At 63.1% G+C, this 19,874-nt stretch carries 20 protein-coding genes; 14 read left to right on the top strand and 6 right to left on the bottom strand.

The genetic code is table 11. From position 1 onward, the window contains the following. The first annotated feature begins 193 nt into the window (after nucleotides 1-193). From rplM to argC, 6 genes are all read left to right on the top strand, one after another. Entirely contained in the window at nucleotides 194-658 is a 465-nt protein-coding gene (gene rplM / locus VSX60_RS09705; RefSeq protein WP_327624030.1) for a 50S ribosomal protein L13, read from the top strand. Continuing rightward, nucleotides 658-1,134, top strand: a complete 477-nt coding sequence (gene rpsI, locus VSX60_RS09710) for a 30S ribosomal protein S9 (protein WP_442873077.1) — start codon at nucleotides 658-660, stop codon at nucleotides 1,132-1,134. The genes rplM and rpsI overlap by 1 nt, the downstream gene beginning before the upstream one ends. A gap of 158 nt (nucleotides 1,135-1,292) precedes the next feature. After that, on the top strand, nucleotides 1,293-2,681 hold the full coding sequence (locus VSX60_RS09715; protein WP_327623953.1) for an O-antigen ligase family protein: 1,389 nt from the start codon (nucleotides 1,293-1,295) through the stop codon (nucleotides 2,679-2,681). A gap of 160 nt (nucleotides 2,682-2,841) precedes the next feature. After that, nucleotides 2,842-3,804: an agmatinase gene (speB, locus tag VSX60_RS09720; protein ID WP_327623954.1), complete on the top strand. Its 963-nt coding sequence runs from the start codon at nucleotides 2,842-2,844 to the stop codon at nucleotides 3,802-3,804. Between the two features lie 157 nt (nucleotides 3,805-3,961). Further along, nucleotides 3,962-5,104 (top strand): DegT/DnrJ/EryC1/StrS family aminotransferase, encoded by a 1,143-nt coding sequence (locus VSX60_RS09725; protein ID WP_327623956.1) that lies wholly within the window; start codon nucleotides 3,962-3,964, stop codon nucleotides 5,102-5,104. A 150-nt stretch (nucleotides 5,105-5,254) separates the two neighbouring features. Then, entirely contained in the window at nucleotides 5,255-6,310 is a 1,056-nt protein-coding gene (gene argC / locus VSX60_RS09730; protein ID WP_327623957.1) for an N-acetyl-gamma-glutamyl-phosphate reductase, read from the top strand. Nucleotides 6,311-6,335: 25 nt separating this feature from the next. Here argC and VSX60_RS09735 read toward each other — a convergent pair whose 3' ends face one another. Both VSX60_RS09735 and VSX60_RS09740 read right to left on the bottom strand, forming a co-directional pair. Continuing rightward, nucleotides 6,336-7,718: an HD-GYP domain-containing protein gene (locus tag VSX60_RS09735; protein WP_327623959.1), complete on the bottom strand. Its 1,383-nt coding sequence runs from the start codon at nucleotides 7,716-7,718 to the stop codon at nucleotides 6,336-6,338. Between the two features lie 70 nt (nucleotides 7,719-7,788). Beyond that, a complete protein-coding gene (locus tag VSX60_RS09740) occupies nucleotides 7,789-8,877 on the bottom strand; it encodes a COX15/CtaA family protein (RefSeq protein ID WP_327623960.1) in 1,089 nt (362 codons plus the stop codon). A 152-nt stretch (nucleotides 8,878-9,029) separates the two neighbouring features. On the opposite strand from VSX60_RS09740, the gene VSX60_RS09745 reads away from it, so the two are divergent. Next, on the top strand, nucleotides 9,030-9,239 hold the full coding sequence (locus tag VSX60_RS09745; protein WP_327623961.1) for a DUF2842 domain-containing protein: 210 nt from the start codon (nucleotides 9,030-9,032) through the stop codon (nucleotides 9,237-9,239). A 15-nt stretch (nucleotides 9,240-9,254) separates the two neighbouring features. Here the strand turns inward: VSX60_RS09745 and VSX60_RS09750 are convergent, their stop codons facing one another. Then, complete coding sequence (locus VSX60_RS09750) at nucleotides 9,255-9,860, bottom strand: hypothetical protein (protein ID WP_327623962.1); 606 nt, start codon at nucleotides 9,858-9,860, stop codon at nucleotides 9,255-9,257. A gap of 300 nt (nucleotides 9,861-10,160) precedes the next feature. Between VSX60_RS09750 and VSX60_RS09755 the strand changes: the two genes are divergently transcribed. Both VSX60_RS09755 and VSX60_RS09760 read left to right on the top strand, forming a co-directional pair. Beyond that, nucleotides 10,161-10,721: a polysaccharide biosynthesis/export family protein gene (locus VSX60_RS09755; RefSeq protein ID WP_327623963.1), complete on the top strand. Its 561-nt coding sequence runs from the start codon at nucleotides 10,161-10,163 to the stop codon at nucleotides 10,719-10,721. Nucleotides 10,722-10,932: 211 nt separating this feature from the next. Continuing rightward, nucleotides 10,933-12,468, top strand: coding sequence for an undecaprenyl-phosphate glucose phosphotransferase (locus VSX60_RS09760; RefSeq protein ID WP_327623964.1), 1,536 nt, complete (start codon nucleotides 10,933-10,935; stop codon nucleotides 12,466-12,468). Here the strand turns inward: VSX60_RS09760 and VSX60_RS09765 are convergent, their stop codons facing one another. Beyond that, on the bottom strand, nucleotides 12,469-13,284 hold the full coding sequence (locus VSX60_RS09765) for a 3'(2'),5'-bisphosphate nucleotidase CysQ family protein (RefSeq protein WP_327623965.1): 816 nt from the start codon (nucleotides 13,282-13,284) through the stop codon (nucleotides 12,469-12,471). Nucleotides 13,285-13,358: 74 nt separating this feature from the next. Beyond that, nucleotides 13,359-14,879 (bottom strand): phosphomannomutase/phosphoglucomutase, encoded by a 1,521-nt coding sequence (locus VSX60_RS09770; protein WP_327623966.1) that lies wholly within the window; start codon nucleotides 14,877-14,879, stop codon nucleotides 13,359-13,361. A 276-nt stretch (nucleotides 14,880-15,155) separates the two neighbouring features. Between VSX60_RS09770 and VSX60_RS09775 the strand changes: the two genes are divergently transcribed. The 3 genes from VSX60_RS09775 (at nucleotide 15,156) to VSX60_RS09785 (ending at nucleotide 18,187) form a co-directional block, all read left to right on the top strand. Next, nucleotides 15,156-15,725 carry a TadE/TadG family type IV pilus assembly protein gene (locus VSX60_RS09775; protein ID WP_327623967.1) on the top strand — a complete coding sequence of 190 codons (570 nt, stop codon included), beginning with the start codon at nucleotides 15,156-15,158 and terminating at the stop codon, nucleotides 15,723-15,725. Between the two features lie 82 nt (nucleotides 15,726-15,807). After that, on the top strand, nucleotides 15,808-16,302 hold the full coding sequence (locus VSX60_RS09780) for a TadE/TadG family type IV pilus assembly protein (protein WP_327623968.1): 495 nt from the start codon (nucleotides 15,808-15,810) through the stop codon (nucleotides 16,300-16,302). 79 nt (nucleotides 16,303-16,381) lie between these two features. Then, nucleotides 16,382-18,187 carry a TadE/TadG family type IV pilus assembly protein gene (locus VSX60_RS09785; protein WP_327623969.1) on the top strand — a complete coding sequence of 602 codons (1,806 nt, stop codon included), beginning with the start codon at nucleotides 16,382-16,384 and terminating at the stop codon, nucleotides 18,185-18,187. A 115-nt stretch (nucleotides 18,188-18,302) separates the two neighbouring features. Here the strand turns inward: VSX60_RS09785 and VSX60_RS09790 are convergent, their stop codons facing one another. After that, a complete protein-coding gene (locus VSX60_RS09790) occupies nucleotides 18,303-19,169 on the bottom strand; it encodes a DMT family transporter (protein ID WP_327623970.1) in 867 nt (288 codons plus the stop codon). A 192-nt stretch (nucleotides 19,170-19,361) separates the two neighbouring features. On the opposite strand from VSX60_RS09790, the gene VSX60_RS09795 reads away from it, so the two are divergent. Both VSX60_RS09795 and VSX60_RS09800 read left to right on the top strand, forming a co-directional pair. After that, nucleotides 19,362-19,565, top strand: coding sequence for a hypothetical protein (locus VSX60_RS09795; RefSeq protein WP_327623971.1), 204 nt, complete (start codon nucleotides 19,362-19,364; stop codon nucleotides 19,563-19,565). A 98-nt stretch (nucleotides 19,566-19,663) separates the two neighbouring features. Then, nucleotides 19,664-19,855: a hypothetical protein gene (locus VSX60_RS09800; RefSeq protein ID WP_327623972.1), complete on the top strand. Its 192-nt coding sequence runs from the start codon at nucleotides 19,664-19,666 to the stop codon at nucleotides 19,853-19,855. Nucleotides 19,856-19,874: the final 19 nt, after the last annotated feature.

Genomic DNA, 19,874 nt, shown 5'->3' on the forward strand with positions numbered 1-19,874 from the left:
TAACATAATACCACTAACGCTTGATCCCCTGCCTATCAGGGCATACGGGATCATCGGTCGGTACGTTTTCGCGTTGACAGCGACGTCATCGCGCCGTATGTCACGCCGCATGAGGAGCGGCCGTGGGTCGCTCTTTTCTTAGGGCGACCTGCGAAGGTTTGCCTCGATGCTCACCAACACCCAGGGGCAACCCATGAAAACCTTCTCGCAGAAGTCCGAGACGGTGGAGAAGAAGTGGATTCTGATCGACGCCGAAGGGCTCGTCGTCGGCCGCCTCGCTTCCATCGTCGCGCTTCGCCTTCGTGGCAAGCATAAACCGACCTTCACCCCGCATGTGGACGATGGCGACAACATCATCATCGTCAATGCCGACAAGATCGTCCTGACCGGCAAAAAATACGCCAACAAGACGTATTACTGGCACACCGGCTATCCCGGCGGCATCAAGGAGCGCAAGGCGCGCGAGATCCTCGAGGGCCGCTTTCCCGAGCGCGTCGTCGAAAAGGCGATCGAACGCATGCTGCCGCGCGGCCCGCTCGGGCGCCAGCAGTTGAAGAACCTGCGCGTTTATGCCGGTGCCGAACACCCGCACGTCGCGCAGAACCCCGAGACGCTCGACGTCGCGGCAATGAACTCCAAAAACACGAGGGCCGCATAATGTCCCAGCTCTCTTCGCTCGAAGAACTCGGCTCGGCCGAAGCCTCGGTTCAGCCCGAAGCGCCGGTTTACGTTCAAAAGCTCGACCAGTTCGGCCGCGCCTACGCCACCGGCAAGCGCAAGGACGCGGTCGCCCGCGTCTGGATCAAGCCCGGCACCGGCAAGATCACGATCAACGAGCGTGATTTCGCCACCTATTTCGCCCGTCCGGTGCTGCAGATGGTGCTGCGCCAGCCGATCGTCGCGGCTGCCCGCGACGGTCAGTTCGACATCGTCGCCACGGTCGCCGGCGGCGGTCTTTCGGGGCAGGCCGGCGCGGTGCGCCACGGCATTTCCAAGGCGCTGACCTGTTACGAGCCGGGCTTGCGCTCGGTCCTGAAGAAGGGCGGCTTCCTGACCCGTGACTCGCGCGTGGTCGAGCGCAAGAAGTACGGCAAGGCCAAGGCCCGCCGGTCGTTCCAGTTCTCCAAGCGCTGATCAAGCGCTCCGGCGACCGCGCGTCGCCCCTCGCATCAGCAAAGCCGCCGGGTTCGCCCCGGCGGCTTTTTCGTTGGTCGGAGCGGCGAAAGCGTAAAGATTGCGCTAAATTTTATGCTTAACCAACTCTTAACGAAGGATTTGGCGGGGGCGCCCCATTGACCGATAACACTCTGGAAACAAACGGCATCGCGCCCGTCAGGGCCGCGTCTGTCGAAGAGTGGGATCGGAAAGGCACCGTGTCGATACAAACCAGCTTCGAGCCGGTCGTTTCTCGCCACCAACGGCAAGGCACAAGGGCCGATCTCCTCCGTCTGGTCCGCGTATTGGCCGCGGCGGCTGTGCTGACGGCATTGCTGGTTTCCTTCAATCCGTTTCCCACCAATATCGCCACGGGCGACGGCGTGATCCTCAATCGCGTCGGCTATTCGCTGCTCGCCGCCTTCGTTCTCGGCACGCATGTCGTGGTCACCGATCCGCGCATCCTCAAGCACCTGCTCAATCCGTGGTGGCTGCTCCTGCTGCTGCCGTTGCCATTATCGCTGTGGGGCGCCGGGTGGCCCTCGACCGGCGTGCGGGCCATGCTGTTCACCTTCTCCACGATGCTGGCGGCCACCGGGGTATTGACGTTGCCACCCGACGCGCGCGGCTTTCGCACGGCGCTGATCCTCGCCTGCGGCGCGGTGCTCGCACTGAGCTATGCCGGCGTGATCATGATCCCCGACCGCGCCATCCATACGGCCGCCGAGGTGGAAGCCGAGCATGCCGGCCTGTGGCGCGGCATCTACGCGCACAAGAACATCACCGGACCGGTGATGGCGGTGATCGTCTTCGCCGGCATTTACGTCGTGCGCAGCGGCCGGCCCCTGGTCGGCGCCGCCCTGACGGTGCTCGGGCTGGTCTTCCTCTTCAAGACCGGCTCGAAGACCTCGCTGGCTCTGGTGCCGCTGATCGCCGCGATGGCGCTTCTTGGCCCTGTCCTGCTGGGGCGTGGACGAACGGCGCTCGCCCTTTTCCTGGCGGTGGCCGGGATGCTGGCATTGACTCTTGGCGCTGTGATCGTGCCGTTCTTCGGCGATATCCTGCATAGTCTGATCCCGGGAACGACCTTCACGGGCCGTACCGATCTTTGGCAATTCGCGCTCGATCTCGCCGCCCCCCTGCCCTGGACCGGGCATGGCTACGAGAATTTCTGGACGACCTCCTATGTCGAATTCGCCGAGAAGCCGTTCGAGCTGGATTGGGACATGCGCGGCGCGGCCAACGCCCACAACAGCTACCTCGACGCCGTGTTGCAGCTCGGCTGGCCGGCGGTCGCCATCGTTCTCCTCGTCATTCTGGTTTTTCCGCTTGTCGACTATGCGCGATGCCAGCCGGACGTCGAAAACCGGCGCCTGGCCGATTTCTTCGTCATGGTGCTGGGTTTCATGCTGCTCAACGCGGCGTTGGAGAGCTTCTTCTTCGACCGGGAAAAGCAGGCCTGGCTGCTGGCCTGGATCGCCGTGGTCGGCCTTCGCTTCACCAGTCGGATGACCGCCGACCCCTGAAGCTATGCAGCATTCCGTGGGCAAGAGCTCTTTGTCAGGCTGAGAGCTCTCGCGCCTTCGGGCTCGAAATCGCCGGCCGCGACCCCATATCGCCAGCCGAGTGAACATCCTGCGACGGCGGGCGCAAGCGCCACCCTCAGGCAAGCGGAGAAACCAACGAATGGCCGGCGACAGCATCGACCACGCATTCGCGGGTAACGATTGGACCGGCGCCGCCGGCGACCCGACCTATGCCGGCGCGCTGTCTTTCATGCGGCGGCGGTTCACCAAGGCGGTCGAGGCGACGGACGTGACCGTCTGGGGCGTGCCCTTCGACGCGGCGGTCTCGAATAGGCCCGGCGCCCGCTTCGGCCCGCAGGCACTCAGACGCGCTTCGTCGATCTTCGACAACGATCCGCAATATCCGTTCCATCGCGACCTGTTCGACACGATGCGCGTCGTCGACTATGGTGACTGCCGCCTCGATTACCGCCTGCCGGAAACCGCCCACGCGGCGATCCGAACGGAAGCCGCTTCGCTGCTTGAGAAGACCGGCTTCCTGTTGACGCTGGGCGGCGATCACTCGATCACCTTTCCGCTGCTTCAGGCCCATGTCGCCCGCCACGGCAAACTGTCGCTGATCCAATTCGACGCCCATCAGGATACCTGGCCGGTCGCCACCGGCTCCGACGGCGCGCCGCGCGTCGATCACGGCTCCTTCGTCAAAGCGGCAGTGGAGGCGGATCTCATCGATCCGGCAACGTCGATTCAGGTTGGGATCCGCACCCACGCGCCCGAGGATTGCGGTATCGACATCCTTTATGGCGACGCGGTCGAGGAGATGACGAGCGCGGCCATCGCCGAGCGCATTTACCAGCGGACGCGGGGGGCGAAAGCCTATCTGACATTCGACATCGACTGCCTCGACGCGGCCTTCGCGCCGGGAACCGGCACCCCCGTCGCAGGCGGACCGTCGAGCGCCAAGATGCTCGCCGTCCTCCATCATCTGAAGAACCTTCCGATCGTCGGCGCCGACGTCGTCGAAGTGTCGCCCCCCTATGATCATGGCGACGTCACGGCGATTGCCGGCGCCACCGTCGCCATGTACGTCCTCGGCAACCTGGCGGAACAGCACGCGGGATGACCCCGGCGTCGGCGTCGGCCATGGCTTCGCCGAATTTTCATCGCCATATGAAGCCCCGCGTAAGACGCTGACATGAATTTTGAATGGCCAGTGACCGACTTTTCGACCAACACCGCACACGCCCGGCCGACGGGCGGTTCCTTTTCAGATCAGGCCCATGACCCAGAGCATCCCCTTCATCGACCTCGCCACCCAGCGCGACAGGATTCGCGATAAGATCGACCGCCGCATGGCCTCGGTGCTCGATCACGGCGCCTTCGTCATGGGTCCGGAGATTCGCGAACTGGAGGCGGCGTTGTCGCGCTTCGGCCAGATGACGCACACGCTGTCCTGCGCCTCCGGCACCGACGCGCTGGCGCTGCCGTTGATGGCTTGGGGCATCCGGCCCGGCGATGCGGTGTTCTGTCCGAGCTTCACCTTTGCCTCGACCGCCGAGGTCGTCGCCTGGTTCGGCGCGACGCCGTATTTCGTCGATGTCGATCCTGAGACCTTCAACATGGACCCGGCGAGCCTCGAGGCCGCCATCGCCGAGGCGAAAGCGGCGGGCGACCTCGTCCCGAAGGCGATCATCGCGGTGGATCTGTTCGGCCAGCCGGCGGACTATCCGGCCATCCGGGATATCGCCGACGCCCACGGGCTGAAGCTCATATCCGATGCGGCGCAAGGCTACGGCGCGACGATCGACGGAGAACTGTCGAGCCACTGGTCGCATGTCGTGTCGACCAGCTTCTTCCCGGCCAAACCGCTCGGTTGCTACGGCGATGGCGGCGCCGTCCAGACCGACGACGAGGAGCTTGCCGCGATCATGGCGTCGCTGCGTGTCCATGGCCAGAATTTCGAGGACAAATACGACAATATCCGCATCGGCATGAACGGCCGGATGGATACGCTTCAGGCAGCGATCCTGTTGGAAAAACTGGCCATATTTCCCGATGAGATCGCCGCCCGCGGACGGATCGCGGCGCGCTATGCGCAGAAACTCTCCAACATCGTCACACCGCAGAGGCTACTGCGCGACGCCACCTCGACCTGGGCGCAATATACCATTCGCCTGCCTGACGACACCGACCGGGCGACGGTGGCGGCAAGCCTGCGCGAGGCCGGCGTGCCGACGGCGATCTACTATCCCAAACCGCTGCATCGCCAGACGGCCTACCGGTCCTTTCCCGTCGTCGGCCGCGAACTGAAGGTCTCGGACGCCTTGTCTCGGGACGTCATCAGCCTGCCCATGCACGCCTATCTGGCCGAAGACACGCAAGACTTCATCGTCGAAAAACTGGCGGCGGCGCTCGCCGTGTGAGCCTGTTCGCGAGCAAAGCGCCAACCTCGTCGAACCGTCACGCCGGCTCGCGGTCTGGACGTGATCAGGAATTCAGCTAAACCGTCGAGACAAACGACGTGGGCGGTTCCGCCCGCGCGAACGGGCGTGAAAACATCGAGGTGAGTCAGGATGGCCGACAAGATCAGGATCGGAGTGCTCGGCGCGAGTGGCTATACCGGCGCGGATCTGGTGCGCCTGGCCGCCCGTCATCCGGCGATGGAAATCGCCGTCCTGACGGCCAACAGTCACGCCGGCAAGCCGATGCGGGAGGTCTTCCGGCATCTGTCGCATATCGATCTGCCCGATCTGGTGACCATCGAGGACGCCCCCTGGAACGAGGTGGATGCTGTGTTCTGCGGTCTGCCCCACGGGACGACCCAGGCGATCACCAAGGACATCTTCGAAAAGCACCCGAAGACGAAGATCATCGACATGTCGGCCGATTTCCGGCTGCGCGACCCGGCTGTCTACAAGGAGTGGTACGGGCTCGACCACATGGCGACCGACATTCAGGGCGAGGCGGTCTACGGTCTGACCGAACTCAATCGCGACGCCCTTCGCGAGGCCCGGCTGATCGCCTGCCCCGGCTGCTATCCGACGGCGGTGCTCCTGGCACTGGTGCCGCTGGCCAAGGCGGCGATGATCGACGTGTCCGACATCGTCATCGACGCCAAGTCGGGCGTTTCGGGCGCTGGGCGGAGCCTGAAGGAGAACACGCTGTTCTGCGAGGCCGGTGAAGGCCTGTCCCCTTACGCTGTCGGCAAGCATCGGCATATGGCCGAGATCGAGCAGGAAATCGGCGCCGCCGCCGGCATCGCCGATCTTCGGGTCAATTTCACGCCGCATCTCATCCCGATGAGCCGGGGGGAGCTCTGCACGAGCTACGTCCGGTTGACGGATGGGGCGACCGCCCGCGATCTGCGTCAGCGCCTCGTCGAAACCTATGCTAGCGAGACCTTCGTGACGGTAGCCGACGAAGGTGTCCTGCCGCAGACGCAAATGGTGCGCGGCTCGAACTACGTGGTCGTCAACGTCGTGCCGGACCGCATTCCCGGGCGGGCGATCGTGATCTCGACCCTCGACAATCTGGTGAAGGGATCAGCGGGACAGGCCATCCAGAACTTCAATGTCGCTTACGGGATCGAGGAGACGACGGGCATCGCGCAGCTTCCTCTATTTCCTTAAGGTCTTTTGCGCCAAAGCGCTCGTCTCAGTCTGGCTGAGGGCTCCCGACGGCGCCCTCGAAGCTTGCGACGACCGCCTCCAGCGCCTGAAAACAGCGCGCGTCGATCGCCGTCCCGACATCGGCCCGCATGATATCCAGCGCTATCGATACCGGCATCGCCTTGCGATAGGGCCGGTCAGCCGTCATCGCGTCGAAGATGTCGGCGGTCGTCAGGATGCGGGTATCGAAGCAGATTGCGTCGCCCTTCAAGCCGCGCGGATAGCCCTTGCCGTCCAGACGCTCGTGATGAGCGCCGGAGATCCGGGCAAGATCCTGAAACACGCTGACGCGGGCAAGGATTTCTTCGCTGAAGGCAGGATGGCGCTTGATGGCGATCCATTCCTCGTCGTCCAGCTTTCCAGGCTTGTCCAGCACCTGGTTCGACACACTCAGCTTGCCGATGTCATGCAGCAGCGCCGCCCGTTTGAGATAGCGTCTGTGCTCGGCATCGAGGCCGAGCTCAACGGCGATAAGATCGGTGAACAGCGCCACCCGCTCGCTGTGACCGTGTGTGAACGGGCTCTTGGAATCGACGACCTGGGCGAATGCCTCGGCGACGCTGTCGAGGAAATCCTCATCGACGAATTCCGTGTCGTGCCGGGGGGCCAAGGCGATCACCGTCGCGTCCAGCCGTGGCGAAGCCAGGGTCGACCAAAAGGATTTCCGCGCCGCAACTGTCCCGAATGCGGCGACAAGATCGGGATCGAACCAGCGTCCGCTGCGCTTTTCCACCTCTTTCAGGGCGAAATCCGCATCGGCGCTGGTATGGAACACGTCGACCACCTGAGCCAGCAGGGCGATCCGTCCGAACAGGGAAATCCCGGTGCCGGTGAGACCTCTGGGTTGCCCCTTCCCGTCCCAGTGCTCGTCGAGATGGAGAATCCCGGTCGCAACGGCTTCGGAAAACCGCATCTGCCGCACGATGTCCGCACCGCGATGACAGCGCGTTTCGATCAGTTCGCGACCGACTTTCTCACCCTGGGCCAGCGCAGCCACCATCGCCCGGAACCGCTCGGCGAGGTTGGCCTTCAACCCGGTATGCTGGAGAACGAAGCGAAGCACCTGCGGCAGGCTGTCATCGACGATCTTGATGCCGCGCTTGAACGCGATATCGTCGGTCAAAAACAGCTGGCAGATGCGCGCCGCATTGCTGCTGCAGCCAATGTCCTTGAGCAGAAGCGTGTAATAGAGATCGCTCATCTCGGCGTCGGACAGGCCGAGTTCTTGCCCTACATTCATCCCGATCCAACAGCAACGGATGCCGTGGCCTTCCGGCTGGCCTTCGGTCAGGTCGAGCGCGTAGCTCAGCGCACTGACCAGTTCAGCCTTGGAAAGCTGACCTCCATTCGACTGTATCCCGAGATCCATCAGGGTCCACCTCAATCACCTTGATGAACCTTGGCACGCGGGGGGTTAACGCTCCGCGAAGTGAACCATATCAATCTGATAGCGCCAGCGCTTGATATTCGCCCTTCAACGCCCGCGCATGGACGACCGCGGTGGCCAGAACCACCATGCCGCCGGCCTGGTGGATCAAACCCCAGCTGATCGGCACGGCGAGGAGCAGCGTCACAACGCCAATGGCGACTTGCGCCAGCACCAAAACGAACAGCGCGACGGCGCGTCTGGCATGGCGCGTCCCCGGCGCCTGCGCGTACGCGGCGATGGCGTGGAGCGCGACGATCACGAGAAGGACATAGGCGCCCATCCGGTGGATGAACTGCACGGTCATGACGTTCTCGAAGAAATTGCGCCATGCTGGCTGCATGACGAAAAGACCGTCCGGCACCAGCGCGCCGTCCATCAGCGGCCAGGTATTGAAGGTGAAACCGGCATTCAGCCCCGCCACCAGCGCACCCAGGTAGATCTGCGCCAAGGCAGCCACCAGGATGATACCTGCGACCGTCGCGGAGGCGCGCGACGGCGGCGCCTCGTAGCGTTTCGGAGCGAGGCCTCGCGCCACCCAGATCGTTGCCGCGAAGATCAAGCAGGCGATGATCAGATGCGTCGCCAGCCGGTACTGGCTGACATCGGTCCTGACGCTGAGGCCCGAGGCCACCATCCACCAGCCAACGCCGCCTTGCAGCGCGCCAAGACCGAGAATGCCCAGGAGCCTCGGTTTCAGGAACGGCTCGATGCGGCCACTCAGCCAGAAGAAGGCGAGCGGTATCGCAAAGACGAAGCCGACCGCCCTGGCCAGGAAGCGATGCGCCCACTCCCACCAGAAGATCGTCTTGAAGGCATCGAGGCTCATGCCCCGATTGATTTCCTGATACTGGGGTATGCGCTTGTAGAGCTCGAATTCTTCCTGCCATTCCGCCGCCGAGAGAGGCGGAATGATCCCGTGGATCGGCTTCCATTCGGTGATGGACAGGCCGGACTCGGTGAGACGCGTGGCGCCGCCGACCACGACCAGCGCAAAGACCAGCGCCGCGACCGCATAAAGCCAGAGACGGATGGCCGCCCGGTGGCGCGTGGTCGGGTTCGCCGCGAACGGCGCGCTATCGGAGTGGGCCAGGATCGTCATGCCGCATGCCATTGCACCGAAAGTCCGGCGCAATCAAGAGCGGCAAGGTCGCAGCTGCCCGGCTGGAAATACGCGGCCGAAACGGCCATAGAGAACCCGTTCGCCCGAGAACCCGCCTCTCGTTATCGGGCCGCAATGTGGAAAGGCCCGACATGCCGGTCAGGATCAAGAAGCTCGTCGGGGCGGTCATCCTGATCACGCTCGTCGTCGTCTACGCTATCGTTGCCACCGCTTTTGCCAGCCTCTACCTGGCGGAGTCGAGCGGCTGGATCCACCTCGCCTATTTCCTTTTCAGCGGGATTCTCTGGGTGGTTCCGGCGATGCTCGTCATCAAATGGATGGAATCGGCGCCGCGCCGATAGCGCCGGTTCGTCCGCCTATCCGGCTGCCCCCGTCGCCAGGCGGCTCGACTCCATGAACAGCAGATCCTCGACGCCGATCGCGCGCAGCGCATCGACGAGATCGTCCGAGCGGGCGTCCACGCCCGGCGGCCCGGCGATGACGAGAGCGGTTTCCTCATCGAGGATGACCGGCAGGCGATCGATCGCGTCCCTATCGTATTCGGTCACCGTGCATTCGTAGGCTTCGGCGAAGGCGGCCAGGAACAGTCGTAGATCCGCCAACTTCGCCCCGTCCGCCAACCGCATGTCGTAACCGGCGGAGGGAACCACATGGGCGCGGGTGAAGTGATCGCGGTGAATGACGTCGGTGAGCGAGGAAAGCCCCTCCGCAAGGGCGGCGAAGCCCTCGCAATCGGGCCGCAGGCCCATCGCCGCGGCAACGCGATCCTCGCGGGTCAGATCGATCAGCACGGATGTGAGCCCGCTGGCGGTCAGACGCCGGACGATCTCGACGCCGCCGATATGCTGTTGGTCGTTCCAGGTCGACAGCACGACCAGTCGACGGATCGCGCCGTGACGAATTCCGGCGACAAGTTCGCCCGCCGTGACCACCTCGCCCGTCCCGGTTCGCGCCTCGCTCATCGCCTCGCACACCCCGACTGACCGCCGTGTAACACAGGGAATTCGGCGTCATCCGTCGCGAGATGATGGCATCGCGGTCCCGAAAAAGACAATGGCGGAAATCGGCCCAACATTTTACTCCGCACGGACGGCATCGATCGCATCCTGACCTGCCCCGGTAACCGCGTGGTTAAGGCGCGAGGCCCGCGCTGTGCTGAAACCCGCCGGCGGCTTTACCGACGATTAACCCTAACGGGCTTATAACATCGGACAAGATGCCGCCCTGCCCGCCGGCATGGGATCGCCACGGGAAAAGCAGCCATGCACAAACCGACGCTGGCACTGATCGCCACAACGCTCGCGCTGCTTGCCGGCTGCGCGTCCTACAAGCCCGTGCCGCCGGCCTTTCACGCGGCACTGAACGAGCCCTACCACCTCGACAGCGGCGACGTGGTGCGGGTCACGGTGTTCGAACAGACTGGGCTCACCAGCACCTATCCGGTCGACAAGGCCGGCTATGTCGCCTTTCCGCTGGTGGGATCGGTGCCGGCACGCGGTCGCACCACCAAACAGCTTGAGCGAGAGCTGGCCAATCACCTGCGCGACGGCTATCTCAAGGATCCCGACATCACCGTGCAGGTGGAACAGTACCGTCCGTTCTTCATCATGGGCGAAGTGACCACCGGTGGCCAATACACCTATGTTCCCGGCATGACCGTCCAGAAGGCGGTGGCCATCGCCGGGGGCTTCACCCCGCGCGGCGAGCAGGAATCGGTCGACATCACCCGGCAGGTCGGCGGCCGCGTCCTCACCGGCCGGGTGCTGACCTCCGATCCGATCCTGCCCGGCGACACGCTCTACATTCGTGAGCGGTGGTTCTAGAGCATCGGTCAACGACTTCGCCGGACATGTCATGCGGGTCGGGCCTGTCCGACCCGTCACGAGAAGCGGGATGAAAGTCACGCGTACCCGCCCCTTCACTCGAATGCCCTGGACCTGCTCAAGCAAATCTTAGCCCTTTCGCACTATAGTCGCCGGCTCGAGGGAGCGCCTGTGTTGGGGCGCGGGCCGACCGAGCGGGAAGCGAGACAGGATGGCAAATTTCGAGAGCGGTCTGCCGTTCGACCGTGAAATCGTGCGGGCGTTTCCGTCACCGGCCTCGACCACTCCCGTCGAGATCAACGCCTTGGCGGCGCGTGCCGCCAGACAGTATCAGGACGACTTCATTACGCCGCGGATGTTGTCCGGCATCTGGCGGGGAGTCGAATTCCTCCTCCTCGCCAGCGTCGGACTGCTGGTCTTTGTCCAGTATGTCGGCCTTTCCAGCCCTCTCCGGCTTTCCTACATAGTCTTGTCTTTTGCCGGGGCGGCCATCGGTATCGTCGCGATCAACCTTGCGGACGGCTACGAACTCAGCATCCTCAAGGGCCGCTTCATACAGCTCTGGCGTGTCATCGCGGCTTGGGGCGCGGCGCTCTCCCTGCTCAGCGTCGTGCTGTTCTTTCTCTATAACGACGCGGCCTATTCCCGCTTCTGGTTCGGAACCTGGTTCGTCGCGGGCTCTGGCAGCCTTGTCCTGGCGCGGCTGGTGCTGCGCGCCAACATCCGCCGCTGGGCCCGCAATGGCCGCATGGAGCGCCGCGCTGTCATCGTCGGAGGCGGCAAGGAAGCCGAGATGCTGATCCGCAACCTGGAAATCCAGCCGGACAGCGACATCCGCATCTGCGGTATCTTCGACGACCGCGACAACGACCGGTCGCCGCCGATCGTAGCCGGTTATCCCAAGCTCGGTACCGTGACCGAACTGGTCGAATTCGCCCGGCTGACGCGGATCGACATGCTGATCGTCACGCTACCGCTTTCGGCCGAGCAGCGCGTCTTGTCGCTGCTCAAGCAATTGTGGGTCCTGCCACTGGACATCCGCCTGTCGGCGCACTCGGCGCAGCTGCGGTTTCGCCCGCGCACCTATTCCTTCGTTGGCCAAGTGCCGCTGATCGACATCTTCGACCGCCCACTGGCTGACTGGGACTGGATCGCCAAACGCGTCTTCGACCTGTGCTTCGCCACGCTCGCGCTGATCGCTCTCTCGCCGGTTTTCCTGGCCACCGCCATCGCCATCAAACTGAATTCGAAGGGGCCAGTCCTGTTCCGCCAGAAGCGCCACGGCTTCAACAATCAGATCGTCGAAATCTTCAAGTTCCGATCGCTCTTCCATGAAATGTCCGATCCGCTCGCCAAGCAGATCGTCACCAAGAACGACAAGCGGGTAACGCGGGTCGGACGGTTCATCCGCAGGACATCGATCGACGAGCTGCCGCAGCTGATCAACGTTCTGCGCGGCGACCTATCGCTGGTCGGGCCGCGCCCGCACGCGGTCCACGCGATTTCCAGCGGAAACGAGACCTTCGTCGAGATCGTCGAGGGCTATTTCGGCCGGCACAAGGTGAAGCCCGGGATCACCGGCTGGGCGCAGATCAAGGGGTGGCGCGGCGAGATCGACCAGCCCGACAAGCTGCAGAAGCGCTTCGAGCACGATCTCTACTATATCGAGAACTGGTCGATCCTGCTCGACCTCTACATCCTGATGATGACGCCGATCAGCCTTTTGAAGACCGAAGGCGCCTATTGATCAGGAGCCCCCGCGCCGAACGACACCCGGTCGCTCGAGAACGCCCGGGTCGGCGACGGCGATGAAATGCGGATTGGCGAAGATGTCCTCGTCCGGCAATCCGGTGCGGCCGTAGCGAAGGGGCGCCCCGTCCAGCGTGGCGGTCAGGCCGCCGGCGGCGCGCAGCACAGCGTCCCCCGCCGCCGAATCCCACTGCATGGTGCGGCCGAGGCACGGATAGAGATCGGCGCCCCCCTCCGCCAGCAAACAGAATTTCAGCGACGAGCCGACAGACCGCCTCTCGCCGAGGTCGAGTCCGGCGATGTAGCGCCGCGTCGCCTCGGACAGATGATCGCGGCTGGCGACGACATCCAGCCGCCGACCGGGTTGGCGGCCCCGCAGCGGCAGCATGGCTCCGTCCCGCTCGACCATCGCGGGCCGGTCCCTCCCGCCATAATAGATCTCGCCGGTCGCCGGGACGCCGACACAGCCGAAGACCGGCATCCCGTCCTCGATCAGCGCGACATTGACGGTGTAGTCGGGTTTGCCCGCGATATAGCTCCTAGTGCCGTCGAGGGGATCGACCAGCAGGAAGTTCCGCCCGACGGACGGAATCTCACCCGCCGCGAAGCGCTCCTCAGCGACGATGGGAACGGAACAGGCGGCTTCAATCAGCCCGGTGATGGCATGCTCGGCCGCCCGATCGGCGTCGGTCACCGGGGATGCGTCGTCCTTGTAGTCGACGCCCTTCGGATCCGCCCCCCGTGCCACAATCGCGGCCATGCCGGCGCGGACCGCGGCGACGAGAAGAGCTGTATCAACGCTGGCTGTTGTCACCTTACGCCCCGTGCCTGCCGCAAAGCGATGTCACCCGCACGAACGCCCCCCGGCGCACCGTGCGCGACGGCATTTCAAAGCGTCTGGTTATAGGCACCGACCTCTCCGTTTCGCCGCAGGATCGTGTCCAACGCCTCGAACATCTCGCGCTTGCGCGCCTCCGACACCGGGCTCTCGACCACGACGACGAGTTCCGGCTTGTTGGACGAGGCGCGGACGAGACCCCAGGTGCCATCTTCCGCCGTCACCCGAACGCCATTGACCGTGACAACATCGGCGATCGGCTGGCCGGCGAGCGGTTCCCCGGACGCGTGCATCGCGACGATCTCGGCAACGACGCGGTCGATGACGCCGTATTTCACCTCGTCGGGGCAATGCGGCGACATGGTGGGCGAGCCGTAGGTCAGCGGCAGATCGCGATAAAGATCAGCCATCGATTTCTCCGGATTGCGATCGAGCATTTCGGCGACGGCAATCGCGGTCATCAAGCCGTCGTCATAGCCGCGGCCGATCGGCGTGTTGAAGAAGAAATGGCCGGATTTCTCGAAGCCGGCGATCGCCGACAGCTCGTTCACCCGCCGCTTGATGTAGGAATGGCCGGTTTTCCAGTAGTCGGTCCTGGCCCCCCGCTCGTTCAGAACCGGATCGGTCATGAACAGGCCGGTCGACTTCACATCGACAACGAATTGCGCGTTCGGGTAGATCGAGGACAGATCGCGCGCCAGCATCACGCCGATCTTGTCGGCGAAGATCTCGCGGCCTTCATTATCGACAATGCCGCAACGGTCGCCGTCGCCGTCGAAGCCGAAGCCGACATCAGCGCCGTGCTCCAGCACCGCGTCGCGGATCGCATGAAGCATCTCCATGTCCTCCGGATTCGGATTGTAGCGCGGGAAGGAATGATCGAGGTTGGTGTCGAGTTCGATCACCTCGCAGCCGATCCGCCGCAAGACGTCCGGCGCGAAGGGGCCGGCCGTGCCGTTGCCGCAGGCCGCGACGACCTTCAGTTTGCGTTTGATCGCATGCCCCTCGACGAGATCGTCGGCATAGCGCGAAGGAAAGTTCTCGACATATCGATAGGAACCGCCACCCTCGCCCTTGAAATCTCCGGAGAGAACGATGTCGCGCAGCCGCGCCATCTCGTCCGGACCGAAGGTCAACGGGCGCTCGCAGCCCATCTTCACCCCGGTCCAGCCATTTTCGTTATGCGACGCAGTCACCATGGCGACCGATTGGCAGTCCAGCGCGAACTGGGCGAAATAGGCCATTGGCGACAGCGCCAGGCCAATGTCGTGCACCTTGGCGCCGCCGGCCAGCAGACCGGCCGTCAGCGCGGTCTTGATCGCCAGGCTGTATTCGCGGAAGTCATGGCCGACGACGATATCGCGCGCAATGCCGCGCTCGGCGATCAGCCTCGCCAATCCCAGCCCCAGCGCAGTCACGCCCATGAGGTTCAGCTCGGGAGCCTTGGGATCACCGGGCCGACCGAGCCACCAGCGCGCATCATATTCGCGAAAGCCGGTGGGCTTCACCAGAGGCCGGGTTTCGAATTCGAGACTGTTGGGCGCGGCGACGGCGACGGGCTTGGGAAACATGGAAACCTTCGGCTGATCGACAGTAAGAGGCGACCATCCGGCGCCGATACGAGGCTTGGCAGCGACCGTCACGGGTCCGATCCGCAAGCATCACGATCGGGCGCCGTGTTGTCGCGGACTCGCCAGCAAGCTCTACCAGCCGGCGCCATAAAGGCAAGGCACTCTCGAATCGATCACGTTGTTCGCATCCCGTGACATTTGTTCAACGAAAATCAGAGAAAAGTAACAAAACACGCCGATAGTGAGCGACTGAACTTTAATGGAGATCTTCGCGACATGACGTATCGGCACGCCTTTACGGCCATGATCCGGAAACGCTTTGTGTTTTCGCGCGACCAATCCGGCGCGACGGCTGTGGAATTCGCCATGGTCGCCGCGCCATTCTTCATGCTGATGTTCGCGATTATCGAGACCTTTGCGATTTCCGCGGCCGGCATGTTGCTCGACACCGCGGTCGACGGCGTCGCGCGACAGGTCCTGACCGGTCAGATCCAGCAATCGGATATCGACGAGAAGGTGTTCCGCACCAAGATCTGCGACAAGGTCGACTTCATGCTGTCTTGCGACAAGCTCAAGATCGACCTTCGTACATTCCCCACATTCGGTGACATCCCGACCGACGTTCCCCTGCGGCTGAAAAATGTCGACGACACGAATTTCTGTTTCGATCCGGGCAGCGCCAACTCGATCACCGTGCTGCGCGCGTTCTACGAATGGCCGTGGATCGCGTCGTTTCTTCACGAAATCGCGTCCGACACCAACGGCAACGATATTCTCTTCTCGATCACGGCTTTCATGAACGAACCCTTCGGCGAATTGAAGAGCAGCAAATCCAACTGCTCCTGAGGAAATGATGCGGACGAATCCATCCAGCATATGCCCCCGGGCAACGACCCTGTTCAGCCGCTTCGCGCGTGAGCGCAGCGGCATGGCTGCCGTCGAATTCGCCTTAATCCTTCCGGTGATGTTGTTGCTGTACCTCGGCGGCTTCGAGGCATCGAAGGCACTTGAGGCCAGTCGCAAGGTCGAGACGACGGCGGAGACGGTCGGCAATCTCGTGGCGCGCAACCGGATGATGAACCCGACCGCGATGGGCAATATCTTTAGTATTTCGAGCGCCGTGATGGCTCCGTTTTCACCCGACGCCCTGAAGATCGTCGTGACCGCTGTTCAAGTCGACGACAAGGGCCAGGGCACGGTCGACTGGTCGCAGGCGAACTCGGGCAGCGGGCTGGCGGCCGGCGCGTCCTACCCGGTAGCGCCGGAGCTGTTTTTCGGTACGGCGAGTTATCTGATCGTTGCGGATGTCTCCTATGCCTACGCACCCCTCCTCGATTACACCAATTCCTTTTCCAACATAACATTCAGCAAGACTTACACTTTCAGACCCCGCCTAAGTAAATCCGTGAAATGGGAAAATTGAATATATTTAGTTTATAAAAACTTGAATACCTCTGACGATACTGACGTTTTCTGATCGAATAAATACGACAGGAAGTACGATGCGGACGCGATTCACTTCTCTTGCCCTGTGGTCGGACCGTCGTGGCAACGTTGCGATGATGTTCGGGCTGACGCTGCCGATCCTGGCCGCTACAATGGCGGCAGCCGTCGATCTCAGCACGATTTACGGCGCCGAACGCAATTTGCAGCAGTCGGCTGACACCGCGGCTTTGGCCGCCGCCAAGGAATACGCCCAATCGGAGGATCCAGGCTTCCTGGCCAAGGTTGCCGAAGGCTATTTCTTCCACAATGCGGGCGAAGATTCGCGCGGCTACACCCAGTTCAGCTACGACGGGGTTCAACTGGTCGGCGGCGACAGGGTTCTGAAGGTCTCGGCGACGCGGCAGCAGCCTACCTGGTTCGGCGATCTTCTAGCATTCGTGACGAACGAAAAGGTCGACTGGCGCAATTTCCCGATTGCCAGTACGAGCGAGGTCGTCCTGGAGAACCTGTCGATCGAGATGGCGCTGGTGCTCGACAATTCGGGATCGATGGGCTCGAGCGTCGGCGGAGCCAAGAAGATCGACACCCTCAAGAGCGCCGCGAAGGACCTCACCGCCGCATTGATGAAGGTGAACGCCACCGCATTTGGCAAGCCGCCGGTGATGATGGGTGTGGTGCCGTTTTCCGGTTCGGTCAACGTCGGCCCGGCCAATATCAACGCGCCGTGGATGGACCGGTTTGGCGAATCTCCGATTCATCACGAGAACTTCGACTGGGCAAGCTGGACCGAGGCGAAGAACGGCAAGTCCGGCGCACCGCTCGCGGAGAAGGTCGGCCTGCAGTGGCGTCGAAAATCGGACGGCCAAGTGCTGACCCGCCAGTGGCTGTTCGAGAACGCGCGGGAACTTGTCAAGGAGAAGGGCAAATACGTCCCCGGCCCCAAGCGTTTCCCCGAGGGATGGGAAGGATGCGTCGAGTCGCGTCCGGAGGGCTTGGCTGTGACCGACGACGCGCCGCTCGCGGGCGCCAGCCTGTTCGTTCCCATGTTCGCGCCGGACGAATACGACTGGTGGGGCTTTACGGGTTGGAAGAACGACTACCTGGCGGACGACAGCGACGGGAAGTCCGCCGGCGCGGCGCAATCTGTTGCCTGGCAACGCGATATGAACAAATATCTGGAATCCACCGCTCCCACGCGTGGAGGAGGGAGTGGACGCGGTCCGAATCTGGGCTGCAGCACGACTCCCATCACGCCGTTGAGCGCGGATCAGTCCACTGTCGATGCCGCGCTCGACAAGATGCAGCCGACCGAGATGACCAATATCCCGGAGGGCATCGCCTGGGGTTGGCGCGTGCTGTCGCCGGGCGCGCCCTTCACCGAGGGTCGAGCGAAGGACGCCAAGGACAACCTCAAGGTCCTCGTGGTGATGACGGACGGCGAAAACACCTATGGGGGCGCTTCCAACGCCAACAGATCCCGCTGGGGCGCCTATGGCTACGGGGAAGTCTGGAGCAGTGGATCGCCTCAGCCCGGACGGATGTTCGACGCCACCACACGAACGATCAAGAAGGCCGATGACAGCCGCTATGTCGAGGCCATGAACGAGATGACCGAAAAGGTCTGCGCCAACGCCAAGAATGACGGGCGCCGGCCGGACGGAACCGACGGCGTCGTGATTTTCACCATCGCCTTCGACGTACAGGACGGCAGCAAGGTGAAGACGCTTCTGGAAGGCTGCGCCTCCTATGGCCTGAAAGATCCGACCACCAAGCTCTATTACGACGCGCAGAACAAGGAGCAGCTGGTTGCCGCCTTCGGGGCGATCACGGATGAGGTTTCGAGCCTGCGCCTCTCGCGCTGAGCGTCGACACGTCGCGATATTGATCGGCCGGAGGGATAACCTTCCTCGCCGAACTGGAAGAAGACCCGCCAGACGATTGCATAGGTGGAGGCGCCCGGCGTCTCCTGGCGCCGCGTCATCTTGGTCGGCGGTTTTCCCGCCACCAGATGGTCAGGCCGCTGGCGATCAGGATCGCCGCGCCGATGACGAGGTTCGGCCTTAACGGATCGCCGATCAGCACCACGCTGTAGATGCCGGCAAACAGAACCTGGGCGTAAAGGAACGGCGTCAGCGTCGACGCGGAGGCGTAGGCGAAGCCCTGAACAAGGCAGAAATGCCCAAGCGCGCCGAGCGCGCCGATCCCGAGCATGAGAGCGAATTCCGTCGTCGAGGGCGTTTCCCAGACGATCAGAACGGCGAAACTCAGAACGACCGCCCCAACCGCCGTGGTGTGAAAAAGCGTCGCCGCGTTCTCTTCTGGCCCGGACAGAGCGCGGGTCAGCAAATAATAGAGCGAGACGATCACGGCGGCCCCAAGCGGCAGCAGCAGATAGGGATCAGTATCGGCAAAGCCCGGACGGACGATCAACAGGACGCCGCCAAAACCGGCTAGCACCGCCGCGATCCGCGGAAGGCCGATCCTTTCTCCCAGGAAAACAACCGATAGCACCGTCACAAGCACCGGCGCGAAGAACATCACGGCGGTGGCGTCAGCCAGCGGCACCTTGGAGAGCCCGAAATACATTGTGATGGTGGCGCCGAGCAGCGCCCCGCCGCGCGCCAGTTGCAACAGCGGGCGCCGGGTTTTCAGAAAGGTCGTCCCCCGGGTCTTGGCCAGCCACGCGGTCATCAGCACGGCGTGGAAGAAGTAGCGTGCCCAGACGACCTCCAGCACCGGCAACCGCCCGGTCAGGTACTTCGCTCCCGTATCCATGGTGGCGAGCGCAAGGCCGGACAGAATGGTGAGGATGATACCGGCAAGAACGCCGCTCGGCTTGCGCATGAATCGCTCGGCAGGAGAATAAGCCAGTCTCCCATAGTTTCACCCATGGCGCCCTGAAAAGCGAGAGCGGAAGAAGCGGAGAGGAAAGTTCCCGTGCCGAAGCCACGCGGTCGGCTTGAATATACACCTTTAACGTGTATTATTTGCATCTCCTCAATCATGAGGAGATGCACTCCGGACGGAGAGTGGAACATGGGAAACTATGTAGAAGGCGATAGCCTGTCGCAGGGCAAGAACCTGACTCCCGACGAACGGAAGGCGCATCGCGGTGGCCTCGAGCGTTTCCACAAGGGGCTCGAAAAACTGCACAAGGCGGAAGCGGAACTGGCACGCGTGCGCGCCGATCTTGCCCGCTCCGGCGCCGATCTGAGCGTGAATGACTCGCTGCACTGGTAGGCGGCGAAGACGCCTCCACACCGGCTGGACCACAACCATACGATGTGAATCGATCCTTTGCGATCACCAGGAAATCTATCCGCAGAAGGAATGGCGATATGACCGGAAACGCGACAAGCTCATTCGAAAGCATGTCCCCTGAACTGCAGAAAGCCCATCTCGGCGGGCTGGAAAAATTCCACACGGGGCTGGAGAAGTTGCACATGGCGGAGGCGGAACTTGCGCGCGTGCGCGCTGATCTGGCCCGCTCCGGCATCGACTTGACGGCCCCCGATTCACTGCACTGGTAGCAGTGGGGGTGGATGGCGA

It is taken from the genome of Aurantimonas sp. A3-2-R12 (assembly GCF_036016755.1).
Taxonomy (GTDB): Bacteria; Pseudomonadota; Alphaproteobacteria; order Rhizobiales; family Rhizobiaceae; genus Aurantimonas; species Aurantimonas coralicida_A.